This is a genomic window from Prevotella amnii DSM 23384 = JCM 14753, assembly GCF_000378745.1.
Classification (GTDB): Bacteria; Bacteroidota; Bacteroidia; order Bacteroidales; family Bacteroidaceae; genus Prevotella; species Prevotella amnii.
The window spans coordinates 97,279-118,060 of sequence record NZ_KB905268.1; the positions used below are offsets into that span (position 1 = coordinate 97,279).

The following is a 20,782-nucleotide window of genomic DNA, read 5'->3' on the forward strand; positions in this document are numbered from 1 at the left end:
AAAATACCTAATATAACTTTTTTTATATAAATAGTTTTATCGGGTATTTTTATTATCTTTGCAGTAAATAATAACGGCTATTATTTCATTTTTTAAAATAAAAAATTAGTTATGAAGATTGAAAAAGTACATGCTCGCGAGATAATGGACTCACGTGGCAATCCTACAGTTGAAGTAGAGGTAACTTTAGACAACGGTGTTATGGGGCGTGCAAGCGTTCCTTCTGGTGCTTCTACAGGTGAGAATGAAGCATTAGAGCTTCGTGATGGCGATAAAGGACGTTTCGCTGGTAAAGGTGTTTTAAAAGCAGTAGAGAACGTTAATACTGTTATCGCTCCTGCTCTTAAAGGCGATTGCGTTTTTAATCAGCGTGCAATTGACTATAAGATGTTAGCTCTTGATGGTACTCCTACAAAAAGTAAGCTTGGTGCTAATGCTATTCTTGGCGTTTCTTTAGCTGTAGCTCATACCGCTGCAAAAGCCTTAAACCTACCTTTATATCGTTATATCGGTGGTGCTAACACTTATGTCCTTCCTGTTCCTATGATGAACATCATCAATGGTGGTGCTCACTCTGATGCTCCTATCGCTTTTCAGGAATTTATGATTCGCCCTGTAGGTGCTCCTAACGAAAAAGAAGGTATCCGTATGGGTGCTGAAGTTTTCCACGCTTTGGCAAAACTTCTTAAAAAACGTGGCTTATCTACAGCTGTAGGTGATGAAGGTGGCTTCGCTCCTAAGTTTGATGGCATTGAAGACGCTCTCGATTCTATCATGCAAGCTATCAAAGATGCTGGTTATGAGCCTGGTAAAGATGTTAAAATCGCAATGGACTGCGCTGCATCAGAATTTGCTACATGTGAAGATGGCAAATGGTTCTACGACTATTCTAAGCTAAAGAATGGTATGCCTAAAGATCCTAACGGCAAGAAGCTAACTGCTGATGAGCAAATTGCATTCCTCGAGGAATTAATTACAAAATATCCTATCGACTCTATCGAAGACGGTCTTGATGAGAACGATTGGGAAAACTGGGTAAAATTAACATCTAAGATTGGTAGCCGTTGCCAGTTAGTAGGTGATGACTTGTTTGTTACCAACGTTAAGTTCTTGGAAAAAGGAATTAAGATGGGGGCAGCTAACTCTATTCTTATTAAAGTAAATCAAATAGGTTCTTTGACTGAAACTCTTGAAGCTATTGAAATGGCTCATCGTCATGGCTATACTACAGTAACTTCTCACCGCTCTGGTGAAACAGAAGATACTACCATTTCTGACATTGCCGTAGCAACAAATTCTGGTCAGATTAAGACAGGTTCTATGTCGCGTACAGACCGTATGGCTAAATATAACCAATTAATTCGCATTGAAGAAGAATTAGGTGCATGTGCTAAATATGGCTATACCAAGCTAAAATAAGTTTTCAATAATAAAACTCTTTATAAATAAAGGGTGTGCTAAAACTGGCACACCCTTATTTTTTTTTCATTATATAAAAGAGACTCAAGTAATAATATACATCATTTGAAGATAAGAAAAACTAACTCATGCTTTTCTATAATAGAATAATGCTAAACAAAAGATATATCAAAGAAACTATCCATAACCCTCTGAACAAAAAAAATAAAGTAATAATAATACTTTTGCTTGTCTACATACGAGGAAACATAAATATAACAACAAACAAAAAGACATGAAAAAAGGACGAACCTATAAATAGATATCGCCCTGATGAAAGGAGGAGTGGTGCTTCTTGGAGTTGAACCAAGGACACACGGATTTTCAGTCCGATGCTCTACCACCTGAGCTAAAGCACCTCCAATTATTAATTTTTGAGTTATGAAAGGATATCTCTATATCCTTAATTGCGAGTGCAAAGTTACTGATTTTTTTCTTATCTGCAAGGTTTATGTAAGAAAAATTGTCTGTTTTAACATTTGTTTTATATTTCTATACTTTTATCTTTCCTATTCCCATCACTAAGAAGGAAGATATAATCTATATAAAAAACATAGCCACACCAAGCACCGAGATAACAGCTCCTAATACGCTTTTTAACGTAATAGGCTGATGGAAAAGGAAATAAGTGGGTAAAAGTATCATTATAGGAGTTGTGGCCATGATAGTACTTGCCACACCTGCCACAGTATATTGCGACGCCATTAGCGAAAGTCCCACACCTATAACAGGACCTGTTAGCACTGCAAGCACAATATAAAACATACTCTTCGCATCAAGACAGCTACGCCTAAAACTTCCTCCCTTACCCTTAAAGACTAAGATTACAGTAAAAAGTAACAATCCCGCTACTAACCTAATAATATTAGCAGAGAATGGTAGTCCTAAGGAAAACCTATCTAAATAAGCCTTTGGAACAATGCTTGTATAATGATGTAAGCCTATAACGCTCAACACATAGCCCACACCCTGCCCTATACCAGCTCCCAAACCAAAGAGAACACCCTTAATAGGCAAGTCGAGACTTATCCTCTTTTTGCCCTCTCCTCGCCCTAAAACAGATATTGCTATACCTAAAAGGGTTACTATCATGGCCATAATGCTCATAAAAGTCATGCGCTGTCCCATGAGCACCCATGCTGAAAGAGCAGAGAAAATTGGAGCCGTAGTCATAAAAAGCTGTCCATATCGCGAACCTATAGACATGTAGCTATTAAGCAAACACATATCCCCGACAACAAAACCTACTGCCCCTGATGACAATAGCCATGCCCAAGTCTGAAGGTCAGCGTAACGAGGAAGAGCACTGCCCATAAAAATATAACATAACATCATAGACAAGACAAGCCCTAAAAGCATACGCCACACATTCGTAACAGCCACACCTACGCGCTTACTCGATACCTCACACGTAAGAGCAGCAACAGTCCATAGTACTGCCACTGCCAAACTTATAAATTCTCCTATGAAGCTCATGCCTTTTAGCCTTTATCTTCTGACCAACCCTGAGCCTTTAGTTCAAACTCATTACCATCACGAGTAATTAAGAAAGCACCCAAACTTGCATCTGTTATATATCCTATCTGGCGCACACCCTCTAAATGTTCTAACTTCTCATGGTCTCCTATAGGGCAAGTAAAGAGCAACTCGTAATCCTCACCACCATTGAGAGCTGCTGTGGTAAGGTTCATATTAAACTCTTCACAAGTAGCTGCTGTCTGGTAATCGATAGGTATTTTGTCCTCATACACCCTACAGCCACAACCGCTCTGCTTACAAATATGCTTCAGCTCTGAGGCTAAACCATCTGAAATATCTATCATAGATGTAGGGTGAATGCCTGCAGCATAAAGACTTTCTATTACATCACCACGAGCCTCTGGCTTTAGCTGACGATCGATAAGATATTCTTTACCAGCAAAATCGGGCTGAAAATGGTCTATAAGCTCTTTGCCCTTAGCCAAAGCCTGCAAGGCTTGCTTGTCATTACTATCCTTAGAAGCCTTCAGCTTACTATTATATTCCTGCACTTGCTGATAATATACCGTCTTTTCTCGCTCAAGGATTTGAAGCCCCATATATGCAGCACCAAGATCTCCTGAGACACAGATAAGATCCGTAGGGTGAGCTCCTTTACGCGTAAGCACCCCCGCTTTAGACACTTCACCTAAACAAGTAAGAGTAATAGCTAATCCTGTATAAGAAGAAGAGGTGTCGCCACCTACTATATCTACATGCCATTTATCACATGCACGACGCAAACCACTATAAAAGCTCTCAAGATCTTCCACGACAAAACGTTTACCTATAGCTATGGCGCATAACATCTGACGAGGATTTCCACCCATAGCAAAAATATTGCTCATAGTAGCCATAGCACACTTATACGCTAAATGCTCCATATCTATATAGGTAAGGTCGAACTGAATACCTTCCATAAACATCTGCGTAGTAACCAAAGTATGCTTATTCTCATAACTTAACTCAGCAGCATCATCGGTGAGAGAAACTATAGTAGAAGAGTTTTTTGCCTTTATATCTTTTGTAAAATGCTCAATTAAGCCAAACTCGCCTAATTCTTTTATTTCCATCTTATATAATTCTTTTCTTTTAAGAACGCTTAATAATCTCACGGAATATCTCCGTCATATTAGGCTGGGCAGCATTAGCTGCTTGCTGCACCTCCTCATGGCTTACTTTTACAGGCACATCAAAGCCCCCAAGATCCGTAATAACACTAATACCAAACACCTTTATACCACTATGGCGAGCTACAATAACTTCAGGAACGGTACTCATACCTACCGCATCGCCACCTAAGATATGGTACATTCTATATTCAGAAGGAGTTTCAAACGTAGGACCTTGCACACCTACATAAGTGCCATGCTTCACGTCAATATGCTTTTGGGCAGCTATCTCATCGGCAAGATTTACCAAAGCCTTATCATAAGCCTCATGCATATCAGGGAAACGAGGACCTGTAGGAAAGTTTTTACCATGCAAAGGGTGTTCTGGAAAGAAATTAATATGATCAGTAATAATCATAAGATCGCCTATCTTAAAGCTCGGATTCATTCCTCCTGCAGCATTAGAAACAAATAAAGTCTTAATGCCAAGCTCATGCATAACACGCACGGGGAAAGTTACCTGCTTCATATCGTAGCCCTCATAATAATGAAACCTACCTTGCATAGCCATAATATCCTTACCCCCCAGATTACCGAAGATAAGCTTGCCAGAATGACCTTCTACCGTAGAAATAGGAAAGTTTGGTATATCACGATATGAAAACTCATAACTTTCTGTTATCTCTGAAGCTAATTGTCCTAAGCCCGTTCCCAGAACTATTGCTGTTTTTGGGCTTGTTGTTATTCTTTCTCTTAGCCAAGATGCTGTTTCTTGAATTTTTTCGTACATAAGATTGTATTTTTTCATTAAATAGCTCTCCCCCGTTTAACATAAATTCCACTTTTATGGGTAGAGCATATATATTTTGTTTTACTTCTTCTGATAATCCTTTAAGACCTACAAGCCGAGCCTGATCCTTCTCAGTAGTAATAATACGCTTAGGAGAAGGCATAGAGGCAAATCTCTCGTTAAGACGCTCTATATCATGAGCGGTAAAATTATGATGATCGGCAAATGCCATCACCTCTGGTTGTGCACCACGAGTATATTCCATAATATCCGCTTGTAGATGCTCCGGAGATGCTATACCCGTTAGCAACAAGATATTTTCACCCATAATATCGCTAAGAGGAATATCACCCTTATTGTTAAAGATAGGCTTTAAGTCGCAATAAGATAATGTAGTAAAATATAAATGCTGAAAAGCCTTAAGATCCATCTTCTTAGAAAGCACACGATAATCGATAGGATTTAAAGTCTTAGGACATTTAGTTACAATAACAATATCGGCACGTATCTTAGCTTTATGTGGCTCACGCAGCCTGCCTGCAGGGAGAAGCTTGTCGTAAATGATAAACTTATGATAGTCCACTAACAGAATGTTTATCCCTGCTTTTACGTACCTATGCTGAAAAGCATCATCTAACAAAATTACATCGACATCTTTAGTAGCCTCATCGGATATTAAACGCTCTATACCATGACAACGATTCTTATCTACTGCAACATAAATGCCATCAAATTTCATCTTCATCTGATAAGGCTCATCGCCTATATCCCTCATTAATGTGCTATCATCTGCTATAACATAGCCTCTACTCTTACGCTTATAACCTCGTGATAACACAGCTACCTGAATGCTATTCTTAAGCAAACCTATAAGATACTCCACATGAGGCGTCTTTCCTGCTCCACCCACAGTGATATTACCTACCGAAATAACAGGCACAGAATAACTCTTACTCTTCAATATCTTTGCATCAAAGAGGTAATTCCTAAGCCATACCCCTATGCCGTAAAGCCAACTGAAGGGTAACAGCCAATAACTTATTTTGATATAATCACCTTCCAAAATATTATTAATGGATATTTGGTTCGAACGGTATACGTGCTTGAATAGCACTAAACATATTAATATTTTTAAGCATTATATAAGGTTGATAGAAATCGCCAAGCTGCGCCTTTACCTTGTCATCGAGATAACTACCTACTATATCTTCATCGAATATCTGCTCTACCCAAGACAAAGGCTCTGGATAGTCCTGCGTATAATAATCGCGTATCTTAGCAAGATTAGCTGCCTTTGATATTGCTACATCTAATCCTCCCAAATAGTCTACAAGCCCTATCGTCTTAGCATACTCTCCTGTATACACATGTCCTTGAGCAATATTGTTTACCTGCTGGAAAGATAACTTTCTTCCCTCTGCCACACGATTACAAAAGAGCTTATATCCACGACCTACATACTGACTAAGCAAGCGCATCTCCTCTATGGTAAAAGGACGAGATATCGTACCAAAAGCTGCATGCTTATTAGTAGAAACTTCATCAAACTTTACACCTAACTTTTCTCTTAACAGTCCGCTAAAGTCGGGGAACATTCCAAAAATACCTATAGAACCTGTTAAGGTAGTAGGATCAGCCACTATAAGATTGGCCGGAGCCGATAGATAATAAGCCCCACTGGCTGCCATACCTCCCATACTAACCACTACAGGCTTCTTTTTCTTTAGCTCCATTATATAATGCCATATCTGTTCCGAGGCATAAGCCGATCCTCCTCCAGAATTAACACGAATAACAACAGCTTTTACATCATCGTCGGCAGCTATTTTAGCCAAATCCTTACATACTTTCTGCGCATCTATAACGCTCCCTCGTGCCATCGGATTTGACACAGTACCATCTACTATATCACCTGCCATATAGTAAACGGCTATCTCTTCTTTATCGTTTATGCTTTTTACATCTTCATCTTCTATCAAGGTTTCTAAAGAAGTCTGCTGCAAATCGTCTTCCACTCCCATCTTCTTCTTTACAAGCTGCTTTATCTGATCTGAATAAAGCAAACCATCTACCAGCTTCATACGCTTATAATCGGTAGGAGCTGCAAAGGTAATAGCACTATCGGCATAGTTGTTAAGCTGTTCTACTGTAAGATTACGGCTCTGTGCTACCTCTTTCACAACATTACCCCATATACCTGATATAAAGGCTTTAGTTTGCTCGCGGTTAGCTTCGCTCATCTTATCCTCTGTAAACATTTCTGTAGCACTCTTATACTTACCTACTTTTGCTACATGCATCTTAACACCAAACTTAGCCATTGCATCTTTTAAGAATAAAGGCTGGGCAGCTAATCCGTGCCAGTCTATCATTCCCTGTGGGTTAAGATACACCTTTGTAGCTGCTGATGCAAGATAATAAGACTGCTGTGTGTAGCTATCGGCATAGGCTATCACCCATTTACCACTTCCCTTCTGAAAGTCTAACAAAGCCTTACGAGCTTCCTGTAACGTAGCATAAGAATCTGCTTGAAACAAACCTGCTTCTAAATACACACCCTTTATTTTCTTATCTTCCTTTGCTATCTTTAACCCTTTTACAAAAGTATTCAAACTTATAGACTTTATAGCATTACCCATAAACTTATCTAAAGGATTATCCTCTTGCTGGTTATCAGCCATCTGACCTGTCAGATTTATTGTTAAGACAGAATTATCAGCAACCGACTCTTTATGGCTACTCCCGATAATCATTAACAATATACTACCAATAAAAAAAGCTATCGCTACAAAGCCTGCCACAAAAATACCTACAACAGTAGAAAATACGTTGATAAAAAATGTTTTCATACGTTTACACAATTTTATATATATAATACCTCCCTGCAAAGATAGAAAAAAAAATGAATATAAAAAAATACTACGTTTTTATATATTACAAAAACACTTATATACAAAAAAAAGAGTACCCCCACCATCTTTTATATATAAGGGATACTCTTTTATATATTACAGAAAACTATATTTTTTATATAACCTTCCTTAAAATTTTAATTTAACGACATCACTTTATTTTATTTTACTTGAACTACAAGATACTTACTTGTGCTCCAGAAAAGCTGTGGATCAGTAACACGAAGCATATACTGACCATTACTGTCTGTAGTAAGCGTATAACTACCATTAGGGTGAACGGTAAGCAGACGAACACTCTTACTATAGAATTTCACCTCCTTAGTTACACGAATATCTATCTTTGTAAAGTAGTTCTTGTTAAAGTTGCCTTTAAGAACCTGACCACCAGCAAGGATTCCCTGCGACTTAAGCTCACGCTTTGTTCCAAACACATACCATGCCGTGTTAAGTTGCTTATCCTGAGTGTTTATTGTCTCTGTCTTCTTACTGCTCTCTAACTGAAGGTTTTCCTTATCGGTCTGCAAAGCATGCTTTTCGTTTGTAAGGTTTTCCTTATCGGTTTTAAGATTGCTTACATCGGTATTCAATCCTGTAATAGCATCATCAAGCTCTTTTATATGAATATTCTTAGATTCTAATTCTGAACGTAGCTGACGAAGCTCTGCATCTTTAAGCTGCAATTGTGCAGTAAGCTGAGATAACATCTTCTTCATAGCCTCGCCCTTAAAGCCTGTTGAACGCAATTGCTCCTCAAGACGCTTTATGAGATCTCTATTCTCTTTCATACGTTGCTGAATAAACTGCACGTTCTCCTTTATCTGTGAAGCTTTATCAGCACGCTCGCCATCTTTAGCTATCGTTACACGATGCTCAGCAGCATTAATATCTGCAAATCCTTGCTGAATCTCATTCATAGTATTCATCATATCGTTAATCTCACTATCACGAGCATCAATAATAGAACGCAAAGAATCATTCTGCAACGCCATAGGATTAGCCGACTTCTTTCCCTGATTACAAGATGTTAGAGCTATCACTCCACAAATTGCCATTAAAAACAACTTTTTCATAATTATAATGATTTATATTACTATTTTTTTTTATTTTTTGTTACTCTGCTTTATCTTTTCTTTCCCTGCCACAACAATGACAAATTCGCCACGAGGCTCTATGGTCTTAAAATGGTCTATAAGCTCTGAAAGCGTACCTCTAAGAGTCTCTTCATGCAGCTTAGATATCTCACGAGAACAACTCGCTTTGCGATCAGCCCCAAACACTTCAGCAAACTGCTCCAAGGACTTAACCACACGATAAGGCGACTCATAAAAAACCATTGTGCGAGACTCTTCTATCAAACTTCCCAACATCGTCTTACGCCCCTTCTTCTGTGGAAGAAAACCCTCAAAAGCAAACCTATCACAGGGCAAACCACTCGATACCAAGGCTGGAACAAATGCTGTAGCACCGGGCAAAGCCTCTACAGTAATGCCATTAGCAGCAGCCTCACGTGCTAAGAAAAAGCCCGGATCGCTAATACCCGGAGTACCTGCATCAGAGATGCAAGCTATCTTCTGTCCTGCCTTAAGCCTACTTACTAAGCCTGAAGTAGTGCCATGCTCATTATATTTATGATGAGCCATAAGCCGATTCTTTATCTCAAAATGCTTTAAAAGCACACCCGATGTACGAGTATCCTCGCACAAGATAAGATCTACCTCCTTTAAGATACGAATAGCTCTAAAGGTAATATCCTCCATGTTTCCAACAGGTGTTGGCACTAAATACAATATCCCCATATTGTGCGCAAATGTAAATTAATAAAAGAGAAAGACAAAAGAAATTATATTTTTTTACAACTATGTCATTTTAATTCACACCTTTTTTTATATATTTGCAATAAGAAAAATAGGATAACTTATTTGTAATTTTGTCCCTACTTTAATAGTAAAATAGCTATCTTTGCAGTATATAAAATAAAAGCAATGGATAATATTAACGGAGAAAAACGCCATCAAGGTCGTATAGAAGTAATATGTGGTAGTATGTTTTCGGGTAAGACGGAAGAGCTTATTCGACGAATGAAACGAGCAAAGTTTGCCAAACAAAGGGTAGAAATATTTAAGCCCGCTATAGATGTACGCTATTCTGAAGAAGAAGTAGTAAGCCACGACCACAACTCTATACTCTCTACGCCTATAGGCTCATCTGAAAGCATTCTCCTTTTAGCCTCAGACATAGACGTTGTGGGCATTGATGAAGCACAGTTTTTTGACCAAGGCCTTGTCGAAGTATGCAACACGCTTGCAAAAAACGGTATGCGTGTCATAATAGCAGGGCTGGATATGGACTATAAAGGTGTGCCTTTCGGGCCTATACCTGCCCTATGTGCAATAGCCGACGATGTTACTAAAGTGCATGCTATATGTGTAAAATGTGGTGCGTTAGCTTATCTTAGTCATCGGCTTGTAGCTAATGAGCACCGTGTTCTGCTTGGAGAGCAAGGCGAATACGAGCCTCTTTGCCGCGATTGCTACAACAAAGCAATACTTGCAGACGAGTCTATAAAGAAATAACCACCACATTAAAAGCTTATGTTACACACTATTTCATTAGATAAATTTCTGCGCTGGACGGTCATTACACTGATTCTTGCAGCTGTGTTTTTTACGCTTAAAGCCCTCTCTGAAGTGCTTTTGCCCTTTTTCATTGCTTGGCTTTTGGCTTATCTGCTTTATCCCGTAGTAAAGTTTATACAATATAAGATGCATGTAACATCGCGCGCTATAAGCATCATTCTTACCTTTATCCTTATAATAGCCATCATCGCAGGTATCGTCTTTATCATTGTGCCGCCTTTCATAAGTGAGATGGAAAAGCTCGAAGTGCTGGCAAATAAATACATACAAAGCAACACCCATTCTAACAACATTGCATCCATGCTTAAGCAATGGTTTACCACTCATAGATTTGAGATAAACCATTTCTTAAAAAGTCGCGACTTTACAGATGCCATCAAAACTGCCATGCCACAGGTATTCGCCCTATTGGGGCAAACTGCCAACGTGGTGTTTTCGGTAATTGCCTCATTTATCACCTTATTATATATGTTCTTCATCTTACTCGATTATGAGTCGTTAGGAGAGAACTTCTTTAAAATGATACCACGAAAGTGGCGCTCTTTCTCTCGAGTGTTGGCATCTGATGTAGAAAAAGCACTCAATAGCTATATTCGTGGGCAAGGCATGGTAGCTCTATGTATGGCTATCATGTTTTGTATAGGTTTTTCTATTATCGACTTCCCCATGGCCATAGGCTTAGGAATACTCATAGGCATACTCGACCTCGTACCTTATCTACACGCCCTGGCACTTATCCCCACTGCTATCTTAGCACTTATGAAAGCTGCCGATACTGGTCACAACTTCTGGATGATATTCGGAGGAGCTTTGCTCGTTTTTATTATAGTGCAGATTATAACAGATATGATAATAACACCTAAGATAATGGGAAAAGCTATGGGCTTAAACCCTGCCATGCTGCTACTATCACTATCCATCTGGGGAGCACTACTGGGATTTATAGGGCTAATCATTGCCTTACCACTTACCACCATAATCATTGCTTACTGGAAAAGATATGTTACAAAAGATGAAGAAGTAATAAAAAACAAGTGATGAAAACTCACAGAATAATATTTTAAAATAAATAATAAAAGCTCAAACTAAAATTATAACCTCTGCCACATTATGAAAGCAAAAATCAATTGGAAACATTTCTTAGTACTTTTCATCGTAATAGGTGGGCTATATTACATCACACGCTCCATATTGCTAACCTGTGCTATCATGGTTATTCTCCTGCTTATAGACGGACTACTTATGCAATACGAACACCGTAAACGAGGAGAAAAAGAAATTAAAGATATTACAAAAAAGCTAAACGACGCTGAAAAGGATTCTTGAAAATGGACAAACTAATAGCTCTATATGAAAAATATTTAGGATATACACCTCTAAACACTCAGAAGATACCACTATCAGGTAGCAATAGAAGCTACTACCGCTTTACTGATAAAGAGGGAAAAACTATAATAGGTGTAAAAGGAGTAAGCAAGGAAGAGAACCATGCTTTCATATATCTTGCTAAACACTTTTATACAAAACAGATACCTGTACCAAAGGTATTAGCAGTGAGCGATGATGAGTTATATTACCTACAAAGCGATCTGGGGCAATTATCTCTATACGATGCCTTAAAAGGAGGTCGTGAGGCTAACGGTAAATACAATCTTAAAGAAATAGAACTGTTAAAAAAAACTATACGCACACTGCCCAACATACAGATAAACGGAGCACATGGGCTTGATTTTAGCAACTGCTATCCACAGCCTGAGTTCGATAAAGAAAGCGTACTCTTTGATCTTAACTACTTTAAATACTGCTTCTTAAAGTCTACAGGCTTAGATTTTCATGAATTAAAACTTGAAGCTAACTTTCAGATGCTTGCCAAAGACCTTACCGCAGAACCCATGCAAGCCTTCTTATATCGTGATTTCCAAGCACGAAACGTAATGTTAGATCATTACGGGAACCCCTTTTTTATAGATTTTCAAGGAGGACGAAAAGGTCCTTACTACTACGATTTGGCGTCTTTTCTATGGCAGGCAAGCGCAAAATATCCCTTTAAATTGCGCCGACAACTTATAGCAGAATACTATGAAAGCCTAAAACAATACACCGAAGTGCCATCTGTAAGACATTTCGTAAGTCGCCTTTCGCTCTTCATACTATTTCGCACATTACAGGTATTAGGAGCCTACGGCTTTAGAGGATACTTCGAGCATAAACAGTATTTCATCAATTCCATACCATACGCGATACAAAACCTACGCGATATGATTAACACTGAAGGCTTACATTTCCCTTATCCACACCTTATGGATATACTTAAAAGGCTCATTAACCTGCCACAGTTTAGCCCTAAGGACGAAACTTCAACTAAAGAAAAAGACCTTTTAAGCCTTTTACATATAGATAAATCGGGAAATACCTCCGATAATATCCAGCAGCATAAAGATAAAAGCAAACTGGTAGTTAAAGTGTTTAGCTTCTCTTTTAAGAAAGGAATACCTAACGATGATAGTGGAAACGGAGGAGGCTACGTCTTTGATTGTCGCAGCACCCACAACCCCGGACGCTACCCTCTTTATAAAGACCTTAACGGACTAACAGAGCCAGTAATACGATTCCTTGAAGATGATGGTGAGATACTAAACTTCCTAAAACCTGTTTACGCCCTTGCCGATCATCACGTAAAACGCTATATAGAACGTAACTTTACCCATCTTATGTTTTGCTTTGGCTGCACAGGTGGACAACATCGCTCTGTATATAGCGCACAACATTTAGCCGAGCATATTCATAACAAATTTAACATAGAAGTGCATATCATTCACCGAGAGCAAAACATTAAACAGATACTATTACCTAAATAAGCTGATGCAAGAAAGCTACATTCTTTTTTCCTTTCTAAGCTATATGATATCACTTTATTTTCTATTTAGTATAATGTTTTACACCACATTATAGAAACTATAACCCCTTGTATGTTATTTTATCTACAAGGGATTATATTTTCTTAGTTAACCTATAATAAGCTTGACTGCTATATAAAAATTATTATAAAACCATAGCTATTAAAACTTACAAACACATACCTCTTTTCTATTTTACTTTTTCATAAATATATAGTTCATGTATTTCAGCCTTATAACCCTCATTATAAAATGGTCCTTGAGACATTCCTAAAACTATTTGTGTACCTCTATTATTAAGTACTACCAAATCGTCATTTGTCGGATCTATAGCTATACCCTCTATTTCGCCAGCACGCTTAAAGTCCACCATCTCCCTTAATAACATAATCCTACCAGCTTTAGCACCACCAGGTATCAATCCCGTACGAGTAACTACTTTCCCATCTTTTATTTCTACGCTATAAGGATCTTTCTTAATTGGTTCCATTCCATTTACTAACCCTGTATATGAAACTTGAGATATATCTGCAATATAAAGATTATCTGCAATTTGAAAAGTAGCTTCACCATCATCAGCTGCAAATATCATTTTACCATCTGCTATAAATATTCCTTGACACCAATATGGGGTAGGACGACATTGCATTTTCGTATAATACTTGCCAGTTTCTAAATTATAACAATAAACATAACGACTATCTACCCAATCACTCATCCAAACCATATTTTTCTCACGATCTATTGCAAGCCCAGAACACTCTACCTGCCCTGACTCTGCACACCATGGAATAGAACGTTTCCATTTCAATGTTCTTGCGTCATATACATCTATTGATATATTATATCCACGACCATATTCAAACTTTTCATTCCCTGTATATATTTCGCCATTATATATATCAATATCTCCAAAATGATTTGCTTTTTCTGGATCCCTAAAAGGATTATCGTTTTTTAGTAACATATTACCATCCTTATCATACTTATATAATGCACGAGTATCACTAACATAATAATAATATTTATCTATGGCAATACCTTGCCTACCTGCTACACGTATTACCTTTTTTAATCTATACTCTTTACCTATATGTTGCGCTTTTGCTATTATACAAATAAAACTTATAGCTAATAATATTAATATTTTCCTCATAATATACAATTTTTATTCTAAATGTAATTAAAAGCTGAACAATCCCATTATTTGTATTTGCTCACTTGTTTTATATCCATTCAATTCTTCAATATTTTTTGGATATATAAAGTGTCCCCAATTCAACTGTATTTTAGCATTTTCCATCAACTTATATGTTACTCCTAACAAAATACGATTATAGTTTGCTGCAGCTGTAGTTTTATTGATATTATCTTTATACATATCCCATCTTAACAAAGGCAAAAACTTATGAAAGTGATAAGCCGCAAGTATATATGCTGACTCCTCATTAACGAACGTAAAATTATCAATTTTAGAATTAACAAAACCTATCTCCGTACGTAAATCTAAACCATTTGGGTCATTATACCAGACACCTGCTACAAAACGATTCATAGGATTATATCTACTACCGTCCTTAACTTTAACACCCTCTCCCCCTTTAACTGTATTAGAAACATATTCTCCGTAATTATAAGTCGCTTTAACCTTAAGATTTTTCATTGGCTGAATTGTTGTACTTACATATATATCTTTAGACATATTTTTATCATCAGTACAAGGTAAAGAACCATTGGTTATTGCAAAATCATAATGAAGATAACTATAACCTTGCTTTGATTTACCAATATCTCCTATAAACATAATTCCAAGATCTCGTCCATAATCTACAAAATTATATTCATAAGGATTGCGACAAGCCATACGATAAACAATGTTGGAAAAGTCAATAGACTCTAAAGTAGAAGGAGATATATCATAATTCTCATATCCTAAAGGTGTATAAAATTGTCCTAATCGCACCTTAAATTCAGGAACTATTTTCCAAGTAGCAAAAGCATCCATCAGATGTATGCTCTTCTGATTATTACCATTTTGTGTTCCTGATATTCCATTGAAAGCCTCGATCTGCAAACGAAAATCTATATTATCACCAACCTTGCCATCCATTAATAATCTTAAACGTTTAGCCTGAAAAGAAGAAGTTTTTGTTTTATCATTAGCGGTATAATTCCAGCCTGTTTGCAAATAACCTGATATTTTAGGAACTTTGAAAATTATTTTTTTACATGAGTCTACCTTTTCTGAGTTGATCTTTTTTTCTTGTACTATTCCATAAATAAAATTATTAGAGGAAAGATGCGTATCATTTATTTCTGTTAATATTTCTCCAAATAAAACTACAGGAATAAAATATACAATACAAGTAAGCAATAATTTTTTAAGTTCTTTCATACTAATCTTTTTAATAAGTTTAGTGGGTAATAATAACATTTAACTATATTACCCACTTAAAACTTTAAATAATTTTATCTGAATAACTCTTAGAAAGCAAATTGAATACGAGCCTGAACTGCATGGAAATTCTTATCATTTGGATACATATCTTTCTTTAAACGATGATATGTATAATCAAGCATAACTTGTGTATACTTATTGAAACTATAATTTAGACCAACAGTAAAAGAGCTAATATTTCCTCCACCAACACTTGTTGACTTAAATGGCCAGTCTTGCAATTGACCACTTGGGTAATATTGGTTACGACCTGCAGAAAAATATTCTCCAGCAATAATATCATTCAAACCTGTATAATTATAGCGTGCTACAACTTCAAGAGAATTTTCAGATAAACCCTTTAAAGTTCCATTCTCGCTATCATACTTGTATGCATTCCCGAAAATAAGATAACCAAGTTCAACATAACCTCCATGAAAAGAATTTGCGCGCAAAGGATTAGCTTCTATCCAAGTCCCCAAAGTCCCCCATGTATCTATATTATTATTTGTTGCATCAAAAAGAGTCTTAGAATCTCGCTTTTTAGTAACATGTTTATATAAATATTCACCTCGTACAAACAACTTATCATTATGATATAATGCTTCTGCTCCTGCATCTATTACATTTTCTGCCCAAGGTAAACTACATGATACAAAATTATCATTATGATCTACGATAGTTTGCATTGATTGCTTCAATCGTATTGTCTTTTTCAATACATTTTTCTCTACAACGCCACCACCTACATGCTGATAACGCACATTTGCTCCTATTGCAAGTGTTTTATCTTCTGTTGCGATAGGACGATATATATAACGTCCTGCTACAACTATACCATTAAAACCTGCTTCTTGAGTGTTATATTGATTTTCTGTAAAAACACCTTGGTGCGCCATGAACTTTTTACTATTGTATTTATAAGTAATACCAAGTTCACGTCCTTCACCCAAAGCATCTGCTGCGCCTGCACGAGAAATAAAATGATAGCTGCCTAATGAAGTAGTACGAGCCATAGAACTTGCTGGGTCTACGTAATAACCTCCTCTTATAGCATGAGTTGCACCATTTTTATCGTGCCTTGTATACTGAAGGAAAATGTTTTTCTGACTAAATTTACCTCCACCAAAACCAAAGTCTGCATAAAAATTCCAATCTTTATATTTAAATGAAGTTCTTATTCGTGCATCACTTATAGCAGCTCCGCTTCTCATAGGTGTAAAATCTGTATTATAGTAAGCTGCATCTGCCATAAAACGAGCACCTACTGTAAATTGCATTTTATCTTTCTCATTATTAACTGTAACAGAAGGTTTTGTGTCAAAATCTTGAGCAGCTATATTAATTGCACATAGTGCAAATATTGGGATTATTATATATTTTTTCATATTAAAATATAGGTTTGAATATGATATTTTTATTATAAACTTTTTCTAATTAATACCCTAACTCTTGAAGAACTTTATCTGCATTAGGTACATCTGAAGGTGCTTGAGAATTGTCATAAAATTTGCCTGGATAGAAAGGATTTGCAAGTTTGGCATTACAGCGGAATCCATTCTGAATCATATACTTTAAAGAAATCTCAGAGCGATTTGTAAAAAATCCATCCATATATACAGGGTGTGAGCTAGGCTTTTTAAACTCTGTATATTGTGTAGGTTGAACAACTACATTTAGCAAATCATCAAATTCTGTTGGATTTTGACCCCAGAAATTAACAAAATATCCCATGTATTTCTTCATTTGAGCATCTGAGTCAAACGAATATGGATGATTTAACATACCAGCTCTACGTATTAAATAAGCTTGCCAAGGGTTATTAAGCTCTGGATAATTATTAGGAGCACCTGCTATAGATGGACCTATTATATGAGCACCATGATCCTGAGCATATTTGATAAAACTAGCATAACCGGTTGGTGTTGTTACGGCTAAATCTGTTGCATAAGGAGGGTTACTCGTCCAAAGCAAGAAACACATAGGAATTTGTCCCTTAAACACATTATATGCACGATTTAGAGCATCAAAAGAGAATGTTTGAAGGATAACCTTTCCATTTGTCTTACCTACATTTATTTTGCCATTTACATAAAAAGGTTCGTTTGCATCTGCAGGTTTTGTTATAATATTCCAACCCCAATCATCTAAAATGTTGTACACACGTATTTCAATATCCTTAGGGTTAAGCCAAGATTCTTTGAATTCAGGGTATATACCAGGACGATTACCATTATCCGCTTCATCTTTCACATAAGCAGTTGAACCGTTTTTATCACCAAAACTATACTCTACAAAGTCCATGTATTTAGAAGCTTTAGAACCTTTAACGCTATTGTCGCCATTTTTAACAGCTGGACGAGATGCTTCATATATTTGTTTTAAGGTCATATTCTTATACTCGTCTTTTATCTTATAAGTTAAGATACGACGACCATTAACATCACGGTTTAGCTTATTACCCATAGCATAGTTAATTTGGTCTTGTAAAGCAGATACATATAGACCATCAGCATATTGGATAGAAGGAACTCCTTTCTCATATATAACTTTACCATTATGCTTTGCCGCAAAAGATAAACGTTCTTGCTCTGGAGTGGCATCATTAAACCACTTTCCTGCATCGAGCATAAGAAGTTCTGCATAATAGTATGACATTGTATAATTTGAACGAAAATCTTTTAAATCCCTTTCGTATTGTTCCTTAATATCATCTTCTGTAAAATGTTGAGAACCATCTTCGTTGCGGAAACTACGATAAAAATCTTTACGAATAGTTGGTACTTCGTCAGAAAAAACATCTTCGATATTAGTTGTACGCTTTAAATTTTCATCATGATTAGCAAGTACAACGCCATCCTTCGTTGCTTGAAGATCACTTTCTAAATAATCAGCCCCCATATTACGAGCCCAACGCCATGCAGCTTCAGTCTCTTCTGGAGTCCAATAAGTAGATCCTCGATGAGCAACACAAGCATACAAAGGAACATAATCTCTAACTTTAGCCATTTCAGGTGTTAATGGACTTACATCAACACGTTTAGCATCTTTTTCTTGATTTGTAAATTGTTGTTCTTCTGAACATGAAGTAAATGCAATTAGAGCTGTAAGCCCTAACAGAAAACTTGTTTTTAGTGCTTTTGTAGTCATAAAAATAAAGATTTATTATTTGTTTAATTTTTTAGCAAGATACTGTTCTTCATGGTATGTTAAAGCCATAAAGACAATGGAAAGGACACAAGCTATGAGAAGAAGGATAAAGGTTATATCCCAACCCCAGTCTTTAGCAACATAGCCTATAACGATATTAGCAAGTAATGCCGTACCAAGCACATAGCCCATAAAGCCTGTTAAGCCTGCTGCAGTACCTGATACGTTCTTAGGAGCTAAGTCGAGCGCCTGAACACCTATTAACATCACAGGACCATAGATAAAGAAACCTATAGCTATTAAGCAGCCTATTACTACATTAAGATTGTCGAGGAATTGCCAATAAATAACAATAGCAACAGCCACTAACACCATAAATAATATAGTAGGTAGAGCACGACGCCCTTTAAACACTTTATCCGATAGCCAGCCACAGATTATTGTTCCGGGAATAGCTGCCATTTCGTAAGCAAAATAAGCCCAACCTGCACTTTTTATGTTAATACCCTTTTCGGTAAGAATGGCAGGAGCCCAGTCTAAACAGCCATAACGCACCATATAAACAAAAGCATTAGCAAAGGCAATATACCATAAAAACTTATTAGTAAGCACAGTGCGGAAAATCTCTTTAGTAGAAAGCACTTCCTCCGACTTTTCACTATACCCCTTTGAAGCCTCTCCAGACCACTTCTCGATAGAAGGTAAAGCGCACGACTGAGGTGTATCGCGTATCAAACAGTAAGCTATGATAGCTATAATTCCAGCTACTGCTGCAGGGAAAGCGTAAGTACCTATAAGGAAATAACGGTCTTTGTCGGCTCCATAAAATAATGAGCCAAACCATACAGCACCATATACTGCCATAGGACCTACCAAAGCACCACCTACGTTATGGGCACAATTCCAAAAAGACATCCATGTTCCACGCTCCTTAATAGAAAACCAGTGGGTCATAACCCTACCACACGGAGGCCAGCCCATACCGTTAAACCAACCAACGAGGAAATTAAGTGCTGCCATTAAGATTATAGCCAGCGACTTATGTTCAGCACCCAAGCACTGTACAGGTACTATCATAAACAGCATGGCTACAGCTGCAAGTATTAATCCTAAAGGCAAGAATGTGCGAGCATTGCTCCTATCGGAAATACTTGCCATGATAAATTTTGAAAAACCATAAGCTATAGCATTCATTGACAAAACAATACCAAGCTCATCTTTTCCAAAACCTAACCCATCTAACATAGGAATGGCCATAGAGAAGTTCTTACGAACTATATAAAAGCCTGCATATCCTATGAATATACCAATGAATACTTGCCACCGCAATGAGCGATAACGTGAGTCGGCTTCAACTCCTGTTTGAGCCTCCTTATACTTAGGAGGATTTAAGAATTTCCACATAACTTTTTAAATTGTTTATTTTGTTGTTATTTTAAAATGTTAGTTTATAGATTTTATCTAAATTTAGGTCTCTAAAAAGATTTTATCCACCTCTTATATTAAAAAGTGGGCGTCCTTTTAAGCGTCTCTGATACATCTTATAGAACTTAGAGGCAAAGATAAACAATTATTTTATATAACAAAAGAAAAAAGCCATATTTTACATTAAAAATTTTACTTTGCGAAGAAGTGGCGTTTCCTATAAGGTTAGAAACGGACTTTTTTGGCTTCGATACGAAAAGATGCTTAACCTTCACTATAGCTACAAAAACGGCAGAGACAGGTATATTTACATGGGAAAAATATACCTGCCTTACATTATATATATAAGTAAAAGAAAAGAAATATTATTACTTAGAATTGCTATTGCTACATGGTAATAAGATACCAAAGCACATCTATATATAAATAAGAGGTAAACATTTT

The 20,782-nt window shown here is 36.8% G+C and carries 17 protein-coding genes and 1 tRNA gene; 5 read left to right on the forward strand and 13 right to left on the reverse strand.

All coding sequences use genetic code 11. The features are described from left to right. Positions 1-111: 111 nt before the first annotated feature. Positions 112-1,419, forward strand: a complete 1,308-nt coding sequence (gene eno, locus F596_RS0102295; RefSeq protein ID WP_008450344.1) for a phosphopyruvate hydratase — start codon at positions 112-114, stop codon at positions 1,417-1,419. A 325-nt stretch (positions 1,420-1,744) separates the two neighbouring features. Here the strand turns inward: eno and F596_RS0102300 are convergent. The 8 genes from F596_RS0102300 to rsmI all read right to left on the reverse strand — a co-directional run bounded on the left by F596_RS0102300 (position 1,745) and on the right by rsmI (position 9,589). Next, positions 1,745-1,817 (reverse strand) — tRNA-Phe (locus F596_RS0102300). 181 nt (positions 1,818-1,998) lie between these two features. Then, positions 1,999-2,934: a DMT family transporter gene (locus F596_RS0102305; RefSeq protein ID WP_019035711.1), complete on the reverse strand. Its 936-nt coding sequence runs from the start codon at positions 2,932-2,934 to the stop codon at positions 1,999-2,001. A 5-nt stretch (positions 2,935-2,939) separates the two neighbouring features. After that, complete coding sequence (locus F596_RS0102310) at positions 2,940-4,049, reverse strand: thiamine-phosphate kinase (protein WP_019035712.1); 1,110 nt, start codon at positions 4,047-4,049, stop codon at positions 2,940-2,942. A 19-nt stretch (positions 4,050-4,068) separates the two neighbouring features. Beyond that, positions 4,069-4,866 carry a purine-nucleoside phosphorylase gene (locus F596_RS0102315; protein WP_487042725.1) on the reverse strand — a complete coding sequence of 266 codons (798 nt, stop codon included), beginning with the start codon at positions 4,864-4,866 and terminating at the stop codon, positions 4,069-4,071. Continuing rightward, positions 4,754-5,941: a tetraacyldisaccharide 4'-kinase gene (lpxK, locus tag F596_RS0102320; RefSeq protein ID WP_019035714.1), complete on the reverse strand. Its 1,188-nt coding sequence runs from the start codon at positions 5,939-5,941 to the stop codon at positions 4,754-4,756. Before lpxK ends, F596_RS0102315 begins: the two co-directional genes overlap by 113 nt. A gap of 7 nt (positions 5,942-5,948) precedes the next feature. Beyond that, complete coding sequence (gene sppA, locus F596_RS0102325; protein WP_019035715.1) at positions 5,949-7,727, reverse strand: signal peptide peptidase SppA; 1,779 nt, start codon at positions 7,725-7,727, stop codon at positions 5,949-5,951. Positions 7,728-7,951: 224 nt separating this feature from the next. Continuing rightward, complete coding sequence (locus F596_RS0102330; RefSeq protein WP_019035716.1) at positions 7,952-8,863, reverse strand: Cbp1 family collagen-binding glycoprotein adhesin; 912 nt, start codon at positions 8,861-8,863, stop codon at positions 7,952-7,954. 30 nt (positions 8,864-8,893) lie between these two features. After that, complete coding sequence (rsmI, locus tag F596_RS0102335; protein WP_019035717.1) at positions 8,894-9,589, reverse strand: 16S rRNA (cytidine(1402)-2'-O)-methyltransferase; 696 nt, start codon at positions 9,587-9,589, stop codon at positions 8,894-8,896. Between the two features lie 186 nt (positions 9,590-9,775). Between rsmI and F596_RS0102340 the strand changes: the two genes are divergently transcribed. The 4 genes from F596_RS0102340 (at position 9,776) to F596_RS0102355 (ending at position 13,287) form a co-directional block, all read left to right on the forward strand. Continuing rightward, positions 9,776-10,366, forward strand: coding sequence for a thymidine kinase (locus F596_RS0102340; protein ID WP_008450415.1), 591 nt, complete (start codon positions 9,776-9,778; stop codon positions 10,364-10,366). Positions 10,367-10,384: 18 nt separating this feature from the next. Then, positions 10,385-11,467 (forward strand): AI-2E family transporter, encoded by a 1,083-nt coding sequence (locus F596_RS0102345; RefSeq protein WP_024992586.1) that lies wholly within the window; start codon positions 10,385-10,387, stop codon positions 11,465-11,467. A gap of 72 nt (positions 11,468-11,539) precedes the next feature. After that, positions 11,540-11,755 carry a hypothetical protein gene (locus F596_RS0102350; RefSeq protein ID WP_019035719.1) on the forward strand — a complete coding sequence of 72 codons (216 nt, stop codon included), beginning with the start codon at positions 11,540-11,542 and terminating at the stop codon, positions 11,753-11,755. Between the two features lie 2 nt (positions 11,756-11,757). After that, complete coding sequence (locus F596_RS0102355; protein WP_019035720.1) at positions 11,758-13,287, forward strand: RapZ C-terminal domain-containing protein; 1,530 nt, start codon at positions 11,758-11,760, stop codon at positions 13,285-13,287. A 229-nt stretch (positions 13,288-13,516) separates the two neighbouring features. On the opposite strand, the gene F596_RS0102360 is transcribed toward F596_RS0102355, so the two are convergent. The 5 genes from F596_RS0102360 to F596_RS0102380 form a co-directional block, all read right to left on the reverse strand. Beyond that, entirely contained in the window at positions 13,517-14,482 is a 966-nt protein-coding gene (locus tag F596_RS0102360; RefSeq protein WP_019035721.1) for a YncE family protein, read from the reverse strand. Positions 14,483-14,509: 27 nt separating this feature from the next. Next, entirely contained in the window at positions 14,510-15,721 is a 1,212-nt protein-coding gene (locus tag F596_RS0102365) for a porin (protein ID WP_154648162.1), read from the reverse strand. Positions 15,722-15,810: 89 nt separating this feature from the next. Then, complete coding sequence (locus tag F596_RS0102370; RefSeq protein WP_019035723.1) at positions 15,811-17,151, reverse strand: porin family protein; 1,341 nt, start codon at positions 17,149-17,151, stop codon at positions 15,811-15,813. A gap of 49 nt (positions 17,152-17,200) precedes the next feature. Beyond that, positions 17,201-18,913, reverse strand: a complete 1,713-nt coding sequence (locus F596_RS0102375; RefSeq protein ID WP_019035724.1) for a glycerophosphodiester phosphodiesterase family protein — start codon at positions 18,911-18,913, stop codon at positions 17,201-17,203. Between the two features lie 15 nt (positions 18,914-18,928). Further along, positions 18,929-20,317: an MFS transporter gene (locus F596_RS0102380; RefSeq protein ID WP_019035725.1), complete on the reverse strand. Its 1,389-nt coding sequence runs from the start codon at positions 20,315-20,317 to the stop codon at positions 18,929-18,931. Positions 20,318-20,782 lie beyond the last annotated feature (465 nt).